The sequence below is a fragment of the Mycoplasmopsis anatis genome (assembly GCF_900660655.1).
GTDB classification, from domain to species: domain Bacteria; phylum Bacillota_I; class Bacilli_A; order Mycoplasmatales; family Metamycoplasmataceae; genus Mycoplasmopsis; species Mycoplasmopsis anatis.
Map to the genome: position 1 here is coordinate 572,108 of NZ_LR215035.1, position 16,934 is coordinate 589,041.

8 protein-coding genes are annotated in these 16,934 nt (G+C 25.5%); 7 read left to right on the forward strand and 1 reads right to left on the reverse strand.

What is annotated here, in order from left to right; all coding sequences use genetic code 4:
- Nucleotides 1-30: 30 nt before the first annotated feature.
- Nucleotides 31-6,786, reverse strand: a complete 6,756-nt coding sequence (locus EXC66_RS02420; RefSeq protein ID WP_006886538.1) for a coiled-coil domain-containing protein — start codon at nt 6,784-6,786, stop codon at nt 31-33.
- Between the two features lie 842 nt (nt 6,787-7,628).
- Between EXC66_RS02420 and rpsP the strand changes: the two genes are divergently transcribed.
- The 7 genes from rpsP to EXC66_RS02455 all read left to right on the forward strand — a co-directional run bounded on the left by rpsP (nt 7,629) and on the right by EXC66_RS02455 (nt 16,749).
- On the forward strand, nt 7,629-7,883 hold the full coding sequence (gene rpsP, locus EXC66_RS02425; protein WP_006886537.1) for a 30S ribosomal protein S16: 255 nt from the start codon (nt 7,629-7,631) through the stop codon (nt 7,881-7,883).
- A complete protein-coding gene (trmD, locus tag EXC66_RS02430; RefSeq protein WP_006886536.1) occupies nt 7,883-8,569 on the forward strand; it encodes a tRNA (guanosine(37)-N1)-methyltransferase TrmD in 687 nt (228 codons plus the stop codon). The genes rpsP and trmD overlap by 1 nt, the downstream gene beginning before the upstream one ends.
- The gene (gene rplS, locus EXC66_RS02435; protein ID WP_006886535.1) at nt 8,559-8,909 is read left to right on the forward strand and encodes a 50S ribosomal protein L19; all 351 of its coding nucleotides are present in this window, start codon (nt 8,559-8,561) and stop codon (nt 8,907-8,909) included. The genes trmD and rplS overlap by 11 nt, the downstream gene beginning before the upstream one ends.
- A gap of 141 nt (nt 8,910-9,050) precedes the next feature.
- Nucleotides 9,051-10,379 carry an MAG3090 family protein gene (locus EXC66_RS02440; protein ID WP_006886534.1) on the forward strand — a complete coding sequence of 443 codons (1,329 nt, stop codon included), beginning with the start codon at nt 9,051-9,053 and terminating at the stop codon, nt 10,377-10,379.
- A gap of 96 nt (nt 10,380-10,475) precedes the next feature.
- Nucleotides 10,476-12,836 carry a coiled-coil domain-containing protein gene (locus EXC66_RS02445; RefSeq protein WP_006886533.1) on the forward strand — a complete coding sequence of 787 codons (2,361 nt, stop codon included), beginning with the start codon at nt 10,476-10,478 and terminating at the stop codon, nt 12,834-12,836.
- 44 nt (nt 12,837-12,880) lie between these two features.
- On the forward strand, nt 12,881-15,301 hold the full coding sequence (locus EXC66_RS02450) for a UU173 family protein (RefSeq protein ID WP_006886531.1): 2,421 nt from the start codon (nt 12,881-12,883) through the stop codon (nt 15,299-15,301).
- A 266-nt stretch (nt 15,302-15,567) separates the two neighbouring features.
- Nucleotides 15,568-16,749, forward strand: a complete 1,182-nt coding sequence (locus EXC66_RS02455; RefSeq protein WP_129622287.1) for an IS30 family transposase — start codon at nt 15,568-15,570, stop codon at nt 16,747-16,749.
- Nucleotides 16,750-16,934: the final 185 nt, after the last annotated feature.

The window sequence follows — 16,934 nt, forward strand, 5'->3', positions numbered from 1 at the left end:
ATGTGCTTGCACTCAAATTGTAATTAATGATTAAACATTATAAGTTTCAACAAAGTAAGCTAATATATTCAATAAACTCGGGTGGAATAAATCAATAAATATACCAAAACTATCTGTTTGTTCATATTTATTTGCATAAATTGAATCTACAAAATATTTAATATCTATTTTATATTTAATAAATTGATCAGATTTAATTTTATTCGAATTTAAGTCATCTAATAATTGTTCATATTTTTCATAAATTTTTCTAATGTCACTTCATGCTCTGATAAATGTAATATATAAACCATCTTTAACTCAAATGTCTCATTGGTTAATAGCACGTTGATGTCTATCATTTCAAGCTAATGTTCCACCTCAATTTCTTCTAGCATAATCTAATATACCAACTTCTCCATCGCTATTAAAGTGCTCTCTTTCTCATGTTCTTATCTCATAGTTGAAATTTCCACCTTGGTTTCAATAACGGTTTTTAGCTTGTTGTGTTCATAGATGAACTTTAAGATCTGGCGTTCCTTTAGTTTGATATCTATAAAATTTATAAACATACCCTTTTAAAACATTATAATCAGCGTTACCTTTAATTAAAGGGTTTTGATATTTATATCCACCAAAATTATTTCAATAATTCATGAAGTTTTGCATTGATCTTAATGTTTCAAGACGCAAGAAACTCTCAACTAAACTTGTTTTTGTTCTTAATTTAGCTTGTAATAAATCTTCATAAACCATTTCACCATTTGAGGCACCAATACTTCTTGTAATTGTATTAAAGTCATTATGATTAATTTGAGGTTCTCTAAAATATCCATCTTCTCAGTATTGCATAGTATCTTTCAATTTTGCTCAATTTCCAACTAGATTATTATTGGTAATTCTTAAGGAGTTTGCAATATTAGCTTGAGTTCTATTATAATTTAGTGAACCAATTCTAGTAAGTTCGTTATATTCATTAGTTAATGTTTGAAATTGTCTTGTATATGTACTATATTTTGACTTATCAGTACCATTATAACTTCAAGCTTCAGTTCTTGATAAGTCTAAGACTTTTTTGTCTACACTTCCTGAGTCAGCATTATTTTTTAAGTTATAATCAAAAGCTTTTTGTAATTCTTTTTTAGCTAATGTATACAATCATTTATCACCATTTCTTGTTCAGTTATCATCAAGTATTTTATTAATTATTGAATCAGCTTTTGTTAATTCAGTTAATTTTATATTTAGCTCCATAAATTCTTGAACACTTGGTTTATTTGATGAATCTATTCTTATAACTAATGAATTTAGATTATCTTCAGGTCTAATATTTGCGTATTTAGAACTTAAATCATTACGTTGATTAATTGCAATATTATCTAAAGCTATATTTTTATGTTCTGCTTTAGTTGAGTTAGTAACAGTTGAAAATGTTCTTACTTTTTGCGCATTTTGAGCAACACCTCCATTAATTAGTGTTGTGATTTTATCTTGCTCAAGTTTTAATTTTTCTTTATAAACAGCTAATGCAGTATCGAGAATTTTCTTTCCTTCTGTTAAATTAGTTAATACATTTGTATTTGGACCGGATAAGAATTTATCTTCATAAACTTTCGCAGCATTTAACACTCTATTGTCAAAATCAGAAACATATGAATTATTAGTTTCAAGTAATTTTCTTAACTGTTGTGCATTAGTTTTACTATTTACATAGTTAGTATAAGCATTTTCATATTGATTTTTTACTTTATTTAATGCAGGGATATATGACTTGATTTGTCAAAGACCATTTGACAACTGACTGATTGTTTTTAATGATTTTCAACCTACTAATTTGCCTTCTGCTTCTTGGATATATTTTGAATGAAGATTAGGTTGTTTTTTCATTTCAGCAATGATTTTTTCAAGTGTATTGATTTTAGCGACCATATCAACTTTTAGAGGATATCACTCATTGTAAATCCTGTTAACATCACCATTTATAGAAATAATTTGATTAATTCTATTTAATAATTCATTTTCATCAATAGTATCGATGTTAGGTTGAACTTTTTCTAATAGTATTGCTAGTCTATTTGATTCAACTTCTAAACCTTGATCCCTATATACATTAACTTTAGTTTGTAAAGTTTTTGTGTTTTCAATTAATTCTCTAAGTTTGTTTCTTAAGGCCTGAAGTGATTTATTAATTTCTATATCTAAATTATTTTTAGCTAATAAAATACCATCTTTTGATAAATCAGTTAACGCACCTTTAGCAAAATCTATTTGCTTTCTTAAATTATCTCTTATGTTTTGTTCTATATTAGCTGAACCTAATTTAACAAGCAACGCTTCAGCTTCGGTAATTTTATTTTGTAATTCACTTTTAGCTGCATCACGTTCACTCTTCATATTCTTAGCATTTTTAAGTGCATTCTTAATATTTTCAGTTTTAGTAAGAATATCATTTGTAGAATCAGTTGAAACTAATGAGTTATTTTGAACAGTTTTGTCATAAACAACCTTAGTTGAGTTAGGATCAGTTCATTCACCCTTTTCAGATTGATTAAGGTTTTGATTAATTCATTGATTACCTTCTAAAACTGCTTGGTTATATAATTCAGTTGCTTTATTTTTTTGATCAGATTTAGCTTTTTTAAAAGCAGTGTTTAAACTTTCATATTTTGATTTTAATTCGTCTCTTGATAAGCTTTCAATATTTTCTTCAGCTTTAGTAATGGCAACTTCTAATTCAGATTTAATATTAGTATAAATATCTTTGTTAAGTCCTGTTTCTGAATTGTTTGCAAATTCTTTTGCTTGTGAAATTAATTCATTAAGTCTATTTTTTTCTTCATTAGATTCTAATTGAAGTTTTTCTGCTTTCGCTTGATTTAATAACTCTTCCAATTCTCTAGCTTTTTGATCCAATCCATCTTTATCAAGTGAATCTTTAATACTATTTGCTTCATTAATTTTAGCTGTATATTTCTCTTTTAATTCAGCATATTTTGGATCACTTAATTCTGAATTTATGTAGTCATTTAAATTTTTGATCTTACTTTCGAGGTTAGCGTAAGAATTTTGATGTTCTTTAAATTGTCCTTGGATTGTATATCATTGAGAGTTAAGTGAGTTGTACATTTTTTGATATTGTTCAGCGGTTAAGTTTTGATTATTAGATATTATTTCACCACGACTAATTTGAGTTTTTATACTATCATCAATAGTTTTATATCCTTGTTTTTGTAATTCTTCAGAATTTTCATCTTTTGTTAAGTTTGTAACTCTTCACTTTTTAACTTGTCCTAATAATTCAACCAATGCATTTCTTGCTTGTTCCTTACTTTGACTCTTTTGGTCAATAGCAGTTTTTCTCTCTGAGATATTTTTAAGTATACTATATCAATCAACGATGTCTTGATCAATTTGAGCTTTTGTACCTGTGGTTAATAATCCTTCAGAAGTAGTAATTTGTTGTTGCAATTCAGTCTTTAATTCACTATAATCAGGATTATCACCTAAAGTTTCATTTAAGTATTTTTTAGCTTGATTTTCGATAAAGCCTTTTAATTCTTGTTTAGATTTTTCTCTTTCTGCTTTATTAAAATTATACTTATTAATAGCATTTTCAAGTTCTCTAGTTGAATTTTCAATATTAATTGCTTGATTTAATGAACTAGAAATATTATTTTTAATTGAATCAAGAAGACTTTGACTTGAATTAGTCGCTTGCTCAACAAGTTCAATATCACTACTTAAACCAGCATCTGCACTAGTTCTTTCGGTTGTAGTAAGTGTTGTAACTTCTTTTATTTTTTCTTCTAAAGCAATTAATTTATTAATAATATTATTTTGTTGTTCAGCATTAGCTAACTTATCAGAAATTTCTTTTACTTTAGAATTAATTTGTTCAGCAGTACCGTTAGTTAAGGTGTCATTAGCTGAATTTTTAAGCGAATTTAATTCATTTCTTAAATTATCAGCAATTGCATTTTCGCTTAACTTACCAATAAATTGAGTTAGTTCATTAATTTTATCTTCTAAAGCTTGTTTAGCAATGTTTCTTTCATTTTCTTTTTGTTTAGCGTTGTTGAAAGCTTTTTGTAAATTAAGATATTTATTTTCTAACACATTGTCTGCATCACCAGTAGCAGGAGAATTCTGTGTTTTAGATGTACTTAGTTCAACTTTAATATCGTTTTCGCCTTGCTCAGTTAAATTAGTGTTAATAAATTGTTCAACTTCGGAAATAAGTTGGTTAAGTTTTTGAAGTTTTTCCTCAGTTAGAGAAGTATCATAGTTTTTCTTATCTTCTTTAGCTTTATCTAAAGCCGCTTGTAATTCTTCAAGTTGTTCTTTGATTTGTTCTTTAGTTAAATCATTTAAGTTTGAATTAGCTAAAGAATTTGATTTATCGATAACTTTATCCAGAGTATCTTTAATACTTTGATATTTTGAATCAACTAATTCCTTGTTTGAAAAATCGGTTGAGCTAGCGATAACTTTTTTTAGTTCTTCGAGTTCTTTTTGTTTGTCTAAAGCTTCATATTTATTTTTGAAGTTTTCGAATTGGTTTGTTAATTCTTCATTCTTTTGATTAAATCTTGAAGTATCTCCTTGAATATCTTCAGTTTCTGTTAATTCAGCTTTAATTGAATCTAAATAATCACTAATTTCTTGTTTTAATTCGCCGAAAGTGTCGCTGTCTGCTCAACGTTCAGTTTCATTAATAAATTCTTCAACTTTATTAATTGTTTCTTGTAATTTATTTTTAGATTCGTCTCTGTCTTGTTTTAAAACATCTTCTTTAGCTTTATCAATAGCTGCAGCTAAAGTTTGATTTAATTGTTTTAACTCTTCAGTGTTAGCTGTATTTAATTTGTTATTAGCATTATTACGAATTTGTTCAAGTTCAGATTTAATATTTGGATATTTATCTAAAGTAGCTAATAATCCATCAGCTTTAGCAATAGTTGAACTTAATTCATTTTTAGCTTGAGTGTATTGATTAAAATCACTTTGAGCTTTTTGAATAGCAGCTATTAATGAATCATTTAAGTTTTTTAACTCTTCAGTATTTGCAACATTAACTTTTGAAGTAGCTTCATTTATTACCGCTTCTAATTCAGCTTTAATAGTTGGATTGGATTCAACAACTACTAATGTAGCATTAGCTTCAGTAATAGTTTGATTTAGAATATTTTTAGCACTATTATATTTATTAAATTCACTTTGTGCTTCAAGATATTTATTGTTCAACTCTTTAATAGCTTCACGAATAGCGGCTTGTTCTTCACTAGTTAAGAAAGTTTTAGCATTTTCGATTGCCTCAAGTAATGGATTTTTAATGTAATCTGAACCACTAGTGGTTAAATTAGTATTAATTCATTCATTAACTTGGTCAATTAATTGACTAAGTTGTTGATGCAATTCATTTAAATTACTATTAGCAATATCAGCTTCAAGTTTATCTTTCTTTGCTTGTTCAAGAGCTGCTAACATTTCATCTTTAGCATTTTTAATGTCTTCAAGAGTAGCATTATGATTATTAAGAACTTCATTAACTTTATTTTGAACATTTGTTAAGTTTTCAATAATTTTGTCATATTTATTTGAAGAATCTTGTTTAAGTTCATCTAAAAATGGATCAAGTTGTTCTTCTTTAATTTGTTTAAGTTCCTCTTTAGCTTGATTTATTTTATTAGCTTGATCATATTGTTCTTGTTTTTGTTCAATAAAACTATTTGAAGCGTTAACAAAATTTTCTAAAACTTCTTTAGTGTTTTCGACATTTCAATTTTCTTTATTATCAAAACTCGCTGCCTCTTTAGCGTCAGCAAATAATTTATCTCATTGTTTTTGCTCTTCAGCAGTTAAAGAATTAATTTTTCCTTGATTGATTAAGTCGTTTAACAATTGATCTTGATCTAATTTTTCTTTATATAATTTTTCAATTTCAACTAAGTTTGATAACTCTTTAGTTATGTTAACAACTTTAGTGATATCACTAGAAATTGCACTTTCTCTATCAACTAAATTATCTATAACAGCATTAATATTTTCATTTTCATCTCTAAATTTGTCAATTAAAGGTATATATTTTGATGAAACTGGATTACCTAAAGAATTAATGAAGTTTTTGTTATTTTCAACCGCTTCATTGAGATCTATTAGTGCCTTATCATATTGAATCTTAACAAATCCAGCTTCTTTAACTTGTAAATCTAAGTTTATCTTATTAAGATAATATTGTGAGATTATTTTATCATTATCATAAATATTCAATTGTTGATCAATCGAATTGATTAATGATTGAAGTTCATGAACAATAACTGAATATTTAGAAATGTTGTTGATTGAATTTTTGTAATTAATAATTCTTTCTTTTAATTCTTTATATTTATCAAGCAGTTGATTTTTAGCTTGTTTTAATGAATTTATTAATTCTTCTAATTTATTAGATATATTATTTTTAGTCTTTTCTAATTCATCAGCACTTAATTTATCACTGTTTTCTAACACTTGAATAACCTCTTTTTTTAACCCTTCAAGTTTAGTGATTAAATCAGCATCTTTTTCTTTATCTAAAGTTGATAATAATTTATCAATAGAACTGTTTAAATTATTAAGATCTTTAACAACTATATCTTTCTTATTATTAATATTAGGTGTTTCAGGTTCTGCGGGAACATTTAGATTATCTTTTTTATTATTTCTTAGTGCCACACATGCTGAAATCCCAGCAATTGGTATTAAAGTAGCTAGCGCAACAGAACTAATAATAAGAACTTTTTTCTTTTTGTTATTTTTTGCTCCACTCATAGTTCCTCTCCTTTTTAGATTAATTTTAATATTTAAAATTCGGTTTAATTTAGTTTCACACAATTATATGTAAAAATTCAAAAAAAAAAAAAAAAGAACATAGATCGGAAAAGTTATGTGATTGCTATTTTTAAGGAATTTGAAGTGGTTAAAGTTCGGTAAAATTCTGTACAAAAAGTTCCGAAACATATTATAATACTGGACCTTTATTTTTAAAAACTAAAAAATAAAGTTCATTATAATCGCCATTTACATCTATATAAATTCCTCTTCAGTTTTAGTAGATTCACGTATTTTACCATTCTGGAAATATATATTAAGAATACCAATATTTACTAATATTTTATGACTTATACTTCAATGGTTTTTTTAATAATTTATTGATTTTATCGATATATTTAATTATTTTAGTTAATTATTATTATCTTTACACTATACTAGTTCATAAGTATATATAAAAAAATATTTAATTGTAAGTGCTACTATTAAAGTGGACGTAGCAAAAATATGAATTCTTATATATGAAAGTTTATAGCTTCTATTGTTTATAGAGCGATAAGCAGATAAAATTTTGATTTTAAAATAAAAAAAGAACATTTAAAAATAAAATATTAAATTTATGAGTAAATAATAATGGAACAATAAATCAGAAATATATGTATGACTTTTATTAATTTGCAAAAATTGGAATTTAAACAAATTTCTTACTTACTTAACTACTATTACAACAATTAAATAATAAAATAATCAATTAAAAATTATTAAAAATTTATTTTTATATTATAATATATTCAACTAATTTACATGTAAAGCAAAAGTGCTTTACAGCATAAGGAGGAAAGATGGTTAAAATTAGACTAAAACGTATGGGAAGCAAATTTAATGCTTTTTATAAAGTTGTTGCTGCTGACTCTAGAGCTCCACGTGATGGAAAATTCATCGAAGCTTTAGGACACTACAACCCACATACAAAAGAATTAGTTTTAAATGAAGAAGCTACATCAAAATGATTAGCAAATGGTGCTCAACCAACTGTTACAGTTTCAAACTTATTTAGAGCTAAGAAACTTACTGAAAAATTAATGCCTGGTAAATAATGAAAATTAATTTTTTGACTTTATTTCCAAATTATTTTACTCCATTCACTGATGAGAGTATTATTAATAAAGCGATTCAAAAAGGATTAATTAATATTAATATAGTTGATTTTAGGGATTTTAGTCGTAATAAACATCATAAAGTCGATGATGAAATTTATGGCGGAGGGCATGGTTTACTTTTACAAATTGAACCTATAGATTTAGCTCTAAGATCGTTAGAAAACAATGGTGGATACAAAATTCTTGTTTCTCCACAAGGAAAAAAGTTTACCCAAGAAATGGCAAATAATCTTGCTAAAGAAGAACAAATAACCTTTATTTCAGGAAGATATGAAGGTTTTGATGAAAGAGTTGTTAGTCTGGTTGATGAGGAAATATCAATTGGAGATTATGTCTTGACCGGTGGTGAATTACCTTCGATGGTTATGGCTGATTCAATCATTAGGTTAGTACCCGGAGTTATTCGAGAAGAATCTCACATTTATGACTCATTTCAAAATGATGGTCTACTAGATTATCCACAATACACCCGGCCAAGAGTTTACAATGGAATGGAAGTTCCAGAAGTACTTTTGAATGGAAATCATAAAGAAATTCAAGATTGAAAAGAAAAAGCAAGATATGAAAAAACATTAAAAAATCGCCCTGATATCATAGAAAGGATGAAAAATCATGCAAAATAGATTATTACAGTTAGTTGAAGAACCACAATTACGTACTGACTTACCACAATTTCAAACTGGTGATAATGTTAAAGTTCATGTTCGTATTCGTGAAGGAGAAAAAATTCGTATTCAAATTTTCGAAGGTTTAGTTATTTCTAAGAAGGAATCAGGAACAAGAGAAACATTTACAGTTAGAAAAATTTCTTACGGAATCGGTGTTGAAAGAACTTTTCCACTACATTCACCACTTATTGCCGCTATTGAAGTAGTTCGGTCAAATAAAACAAGAAGACAAAAACTTTACTACATGAGAAATCGTAGCGGAAAAAGTGCACGTCTTAAAGAAATTAACAGATAATATTTTTTCTTTATTAAATAGCATTGACTTGCTATTTTTATTTTTAAAAATTAAAAATTAAAAATAATGGTATAAATGTGGTAATTTAATATTTTATTAAAAATTAGTATATAATTAAAACACATAGAAATAAGGAGAATTATGAAACGTTTACAATGTTTATATAGACCAGAGCAAAATCAAGAATATCCTTGAATGCTAAAACACCCAAAAGTTAATGCAGCACTAGCTTTATTTAAAACTCGTCAAGAAGCTACTGAATGATACTTCTCACTTAAAGAAGAATGTGTTTACTGATTCCAAAATGATCGTGGAATTTGAGCTGGACAAATTATTTCAGGAATTGAATCTGATGGAGTATTTGAACACGAAATTGTTGTAGATAACTTTGATGGTGGTTCAACAATGGAAAGTGTTGGAAAAGAAAATCACATTAGTCTTTCAACATGAAGAAGAAATGAAAAAGATGCTGAACAACGTTTAAGAAACATTACTGACTTCAAATTAATTAGTGACCCAAAAACATACTTCCCAGCAGAAGATATTAAAAGACCAGCACGTAAAAGCAGAAAAGATGTAGAAATTGAAGAATTAAGAAAAAGAATTGAACTTTTATTAATTCAACTAGCAAATTCTTCTAAAGATTACTCAAAAGAAATTGAATCATTAAAAGAAGAGTTAAACAACTCATCTTTTGATAAAACTGAATTGCTTGAACGTATTATTGAATTACAAAAACGTGCCGATGAAGAAGAAAAAGCAAAACAAGTTGTTGTTGAAGAAAAAGTTGTTGAAAAAGAAAAATCATATTTAACAACATTTATTTGTGCTTGTGAATTATCAATTGAAGACAGAATGAAAGTTTTAGTAATCTATAAAGATAAATTAAACAAGATTAGACAAAACTTACAAAACAAAGTTGGATCAACTGCTGATGTTAACGAAATCAAAAATAACATCGAAAAAGTAAATCAAATTTACTCAAAATTACTTAAAGAAGATAAGAACTTAACTGAAAATCAAAGAACAGTAGTGTCACTTCTATTAGAACAAGTAAAAAATTCAGCTATTGAATTAGTAAAATCATTCGAAATTAACGCAGATGCTAAAGATACTCCAGCATCAGCAACATACTATTATGACGATGAATTAGGATTTAATAATAAGGTTGCTCACGGAACATCTTATGTGTTATTCAACATGCACCATGTTGCGTTCACAACAAAAGATAAATATACTTACTCAGTACCTGCTTTAACAAAAATTTCTAGAAACAATGTTGCAATCGAGTTGTTAAAAGAAACAGTTAAAGAAATTGTTACTGAAAAAGTTCCAACAAGTTCAGTCTCACACGATAATTGTGAAAAACCTTCTAAATTATTAAGATTATTTGCTGTATTATCATCAGTTTTACTTTTTATTCTAATATTCGTATTAATTTTCTTGGTTATTTACTATGTCCAAATGTAATTATTAAGAAATCAAGGTACTGTACAGCCTTGGTTTTTTATTTTCCTTTTTTATTTTGTTTTGCTTTTTTACTACATTTTAATGTGAAAGGAGAAAATGAAATTCAAAATACAAAAGAAAAATTTAGTATTGCTAATATTAGGATTAGCAATACTAGGTGGAACAATTGGAATAACTACACAAGCAATTATTGCCAAGCAAACAAAAGTTTTACAAATTGATTATATGAAACGTTATTATGATGAAGAAAAAATTAATAAACATTTAATAAAAAATAATAACGTATTAAATAATCAAATACAAGAATTGAATAAACAAAAAAATGAAATCGAAAACAAACTAAATACTGTAAATATTGAATTAAGAAATAGTGAATTACTATTACAAGAAACTGAAAAAATTAAAAATGAATATATTTTAGCTAATAATGAACTTTCGAAAGAGAAATTACAAGCAACAAACACTATAAACACGTTAAATTCAAACTTAAGAGATAAAGAAATTTTACTGAACAAAGCAATCTCAAACATAGAATTAACCGAGAATCAAAAACAGTCTTTATTGAATCAAATATCAATTTTTAAGGATAAAACTCTTAAATATATAAACAACTTAATAATTTCTATAAACTCAAGTAAAAGCCATTTCGAGCACTTGTCAAATATAAACTCTGAAAGAGGTGATTTATATCATGAAATTATCTCATTACATGAACAATTATTAGAATTTACTAATTCTTATTTAGAAAAAATAAACTCAACTGAAGTTAATTTTGAAAATTCTAAAATATTAAATGATTTAATGAGTTCTTTTTATTATGATCTAGAATCAAACATTTCTATTATTAATAAGAAAAAAGAAATATCGCTAACTGAATTGGTGAAAATAATTCAGGAACAAAAAGATTTAATTAACAATTACAGAACAAATGTAGAAGACTTAAATAGAATTATCGAAAATAGTAATAAAGAAATTGAAAAATTAAATAATCTTAGTGAACTTCAAAATAAGAAAATTCAAGAACTACAAAATTCAATAAATGACAAAAATACTTCTCTAGAAGAAAAGGTGAAAATTATAGATAATCTACGTGTGGCTGAATCACTTAGCTTAAATGAAACTATAAATAATTACAAATTACTTCAAGAATATATTGTTCAATACAAAATAAACAATACAAGTTCAGAAATTGAAGAAAAAATAAATGAATTAATAAACTATTATTCAAGTTCACTTAATGAATTTATAGAGCGTTATCAAAATAGTGAATCTAAGATTGTAGGATTTGAAAATAACAAATCTGTTCGTGTGTTAGATGATTTTAGTTTAGCAAATAATTTAAACACAGAGATAAATCTAAAACTTAGCAAAAACATGGTAGATGTATTAACTCAGTATTATTTATTAAATAATCATAATAATGAAAAATTTTTAACCATAAGCAAAGAGAATAATAAATTAAGTATTGAAAATACTCGTCTTGAATCAAACATAGATGATTTAACAGTAGAAAACGAAAGAAATCTTAATATCATTAGCTCATTAACTAATGATAAAAACATATTAGTTTCAAGGGTTAAAGAAATTGAGGGTGAGCTGAATTATTCAAATACTCAAAACCAAAATTTAAGAGGTGAATTAGAAAATATAAAACTAAAAATAGCAAAAAAGGATCAAGAAATTAATAACTTAAGAAATATAATTAGTGAAAATAATGAAAAAATCAACCAACTAATCAACGAAAGAAATACTTTAAGAGAAGAACTTAATCAAGCTAATTCAAAACTGATTGAAGAGCTAAAAAATAAGCAATATTTAGAATCTAAAATAGCTGTATTAAATTCAACAATAAACACATTAAAAGCCGAATTAACTCAAAAAGATGCCCAAATTCTTGAATTAAATGAAAAATATAAAAATAATTTAAACTTATTACTTTTAGCAAACAATGAAAATGCTAAACTTAAAATTAATAATGAAGAATTAAATGCAAAAATAAATGAATTAAACGACAAAATAAATGATTTTAATAATCAAAATAATGAATTTAATAACCAACTTGAATTATTAAAAAGACAAAATGATGATTTATTAAAACAAAATGAAATATTAGCTAATGAGCTTGCTAAGGCAGAAATTAAAATTAGAGAATTAATTGTTAATGAAGCTAAATTTAAAGCTACTATTAATGCATATAAAACCGATATTGAATTTTTAAATGAAAAAATCAATAAGATCATAATTTCTATAAAAGAACTATTAACTCAAATAAAAAGTATGACGGAATTTATGAGTAACTTTTCAATTAAAACCACTACATATTGAACAGGATATTATTCAAGAACAGAACACACCGAAATAAATAACTCACATGTTAATGAACTGGTAGATAAAATTAAAAACGCTAAGAAAGATCTAGACAATCTAATTGACTCATTCTTGATTAATATAGATTAATATTAATTCATTTCATATATAATTCAAACTAAAGGGGGATGATCATGAATAAAGAAATTATAAAAATAGGATTTAATCACTTTAGACTTTATAATAGCGGATTAAAAAACCTTTCATGGTTTAATAATTTTGAGGAAAAATCAATTGAATTATATAAAGAAATATGAGATAAAGGTGCTGATTCAGAAGATTTACTAAATTTTATTACTAGTGATGAAGAAGGTGATGAAGATTATAGTAATGAACTTCATGAAAATCTAAATTTTGATGATGACGACACTGATCAAATTGAAATTAAAATTGAGAACAAAAATTTTGAGAAATATGTTAATGAAGCTCTTGAATTCTACTTAACAAAAAATAATGTAACTGATAAAAATCAAATAGGTTTTGTATCGTCAAAATTACCAATAAAAGATAAAATAAAACAAACTATAGATTTTTTAAATGACCCTAAAATAAAAGTTATTTCAAAACCGGTATTAGGATATGTTGAAGATAAAATAAATAAAGAATTCTTGATTAATAGTTCAGTTTTTGCTTATGATAAAGATCAAAAGAAAATTATTTATTTAAAATATTCATCGTGTCCTACTCAAGAGTATTATCTTAAGGGTATATTCGACTATTCCATATACAAGAAATTAAACATCGATGTTGAAGAATTTTCAATAATTTGCATTGACGGAATTAAAGGCGGGAATCGTTTTATTATAAAAAATAAAATTAATTTCATTGAAACAAGAGGAGTATGACAAGGCAAAAATAAACCAAGCTTAAATAATGGTGATTTAAATAAATTCAATATAAAAATAAATGGTTTATTATATGAAAAAGCTTCTCTTTTTGGTGCAAATTTTGACTTACCTTTATCTTACTGAGTTAAGAGAAATTTATTTCCTAATGTGTCTGTATTAAAAATTAATGGAGATTTAGAGTCTGGATACAGTATCAAATATGAAAACATAATAAATAATGCAACTAACATTATTGATGAACCCTTTAACACTATTGTTAATAATATTATCGAAAGTAGTAAATATGTAGGTGATTATAAGTTAATTGCAAATTATTTAACCAATGAGTTGTTAAATATCAGCTTAGATGAATTGAAAAATAAAATAGAAACTGAGCGACTTGAAAACTTAAATTTTTATAACAAAATTAATACATTAAAATGATTAAAGAAAGAGGAAATAAACTCATTATGTTTAATATTGATGGGAAAGTTACACCATCAAAACGGTTTTAAATTATATGGTATAAAAAACAAATTCAACCTATTTGCAGTTAAAAAAATTGATGATAGATTTGCAAAATTACCATACATAGTATGTACAGAAGCATTAAATATCATTAAAAAAATTCATATAAAAGACAGCGTTACTGTTTGATATGATTATGAAGGTTTTAGCTCAGTTTTCCCAATAATTAATGGTATGGGACCAAATAGACAAATTATTAATCAAGTTTCAATTATCAAAACATCTAATGGTAAAAAAATTTGAAACACAAATTTAGTTATTGACACTAAAAAAATCAAACTAATTGATTTAATTGAATTAATAGAAAATATATATGATATCAACGCATCTGCTTATGTTGTATTTAATAAAACTTATGAAAATTATAGAAATTCAGAAATTTCAGATTTGGTTTATCAAGCTATAAAAAAGGTTGAAAAGTATGAGCAGTTATGTGAAAGCGAAGATCCAAGAAGACATGAATTTTATGAAGTAAATAACCTAAAGGATGATATTGAATTTGTTGAAGAATTTATCAAAAAAGGTTATGTCGATGAACAAAACAATCCAGACCATTATAAATTTGATAAATTGATACAACACATAAATAACAATACAGTGGATCTAGCGGATGCATTTAAATATTATTCTTTACAAAATGAAGCGATACAAAAAACAAAATACTACAAATTTACAGTTAAAGATAAACTTATTCATAAAGATAAACTTAGTAAATCTTATAACTTTGAAGATATGAAAGAAAAAATATGACTTCTAGGAAAAGACGAAGATAAAACAACAGATTTTGAACCTTGTTATGCAAAATTGGCCTTTACTTTTTTAAATGACCTTAAAAATAAATATTCAATAAAGAAAATTGAAAATTTTATAACTTCAAACGACTTAAAACTAAAAACTAGAATAAAACCGTACAAGAATTTAGAAATAAAAAATGGTACGATGGCTATGGCTGAAGCAATAAAAAGACATGCAGGTATAACTGGTGAGTTCTCATGAGAAAAAATAACAGAAAGCTTAAAAGAGTATTGTGAGAATGATGTGATTGCGATGATAATGGTTTATGAATTTATAATGGAAATATTTAGAAAAATAACAAATAACATTGATGACTTTGAGTATAAACTTAATATTAATGATGTTAAAAAGGATTCTAAATATGTGATTGATGATAATTTAAACATTGATTTTTTAGTCAATTAATATTCATTTTTATGCAATAGGAACCTTTTTCCTATTGTTTTTTTACTTCCTATTTTTTAGAATTTGTATATTCCAATGTTAGCCAATAGATAAAAAGCGAGAATATGAATTATTTTTATAATGAAAACGCTTTTTTTACTATTTTACATTCAGTTAAAATCATTCGTAAAATAGAAAAGTCATGCGACCATTATCGCATGACTGTTTTTATTTATTGGGTCTTTTAGTAAAATAATATTGCTCCAAAAAATACGAAAGGACCCAGTATGATTATAGCAAATATTAAAAATTCTCTTGAAAAAGTTGTGTGTATAAAAACTAAACGAAAACATCTTCCTAACAATCATTATTTGATAAAGAATTCTGATGAAGAAATTAGGTTATTACATTCGAAAGTCTTAAAAACAAGACTATTGAAAGAGAATCAAATGAGTATTCTTCATTTTAATGAATGTTTAAGGTTAATAGGGCAAAATAAAACCATTTCTCAAGTTTCAAACATTGTAAGATTTCAACCAAAAACTATTAAAAAACTATTAAAAATTTCTGCAACAAATCAAGGTGATTTTGTTAAGAAATTTAAGAAAGTTTGTCGCAATTGCGACAATTATATTAACTATGTTAACTATATAGATTTTAATTTGTTAGCTGAACATTTGATATTTTATAGGTCAAGAAGAACTAGACTTCACTCAAAAACTATTCAAAACAAATGAAAAGATTTTATTAGATTTTGAAATGAAGAAGTTGACTATTTTAGAAAAAATCGATTTAGTAAGGATTTTACAAAAAGAGCCATAAAAGTTTCTGCTAAAGCACTTGTTAATAAATTTAAAAAACATTACCCTAATAGTCCTTGTCCTACGACAAGCACTGTATATAAGTGCTTAAAGTCAAATGAGTTTTCATTATCTATAGATATTTTACAATTTCTTTCGGTAGGAAAATACCGAAAGAGAACTGTTAAAACTCAAAAAAGTTCTCTTAAAAATGCAATTCCAATTCATCAAAGACCTGAGGAAGCTAACAATAGAACTATGGAAGGTCATTATGAACTTGATACAGTTATTGGTAAACGTGAGGACAAGTATTGTTTAGTTACTGTTTTAGATAGAAAATCTAGAAGACTCTATTCAGTTAGGTCACTAAAAACTTCATTAGCAGTTAAAAAATCATTGATTAAAATTATTGAAAATAACGCATTAAAAATCAAAACTTTAACAATTGACAACGGCTCCGAGAACGTGTTGTTGCACGAAGTTATTAATCAAAACAATTTATACAAATGTGACGCGTACTGCTCATATCAAAAAGGTTCTATCGAGAACATTCATAGACATATCAGAAGATATATTGCTAAAGGTATTTCAATGGACAAATTTTCTGATGAACAAATTCAAATAATGATCAATAGAATTAACAAATATTTATTACTTATCTCAAAATAATATTGAAAAAAATTTTAAAATCGGTCATGACCGATTCTTTTGGTGTGCTTTTTTATATAAAAAAGCAATATAATTATAAATATTGAAGCACTATTGTACTTCAAGCTCTTTAAATAAAAATAATGGTCGCATGACTTTTCCACTTTATAAGTTAAAATCATTGATAATCTTGTATAATTTCACAT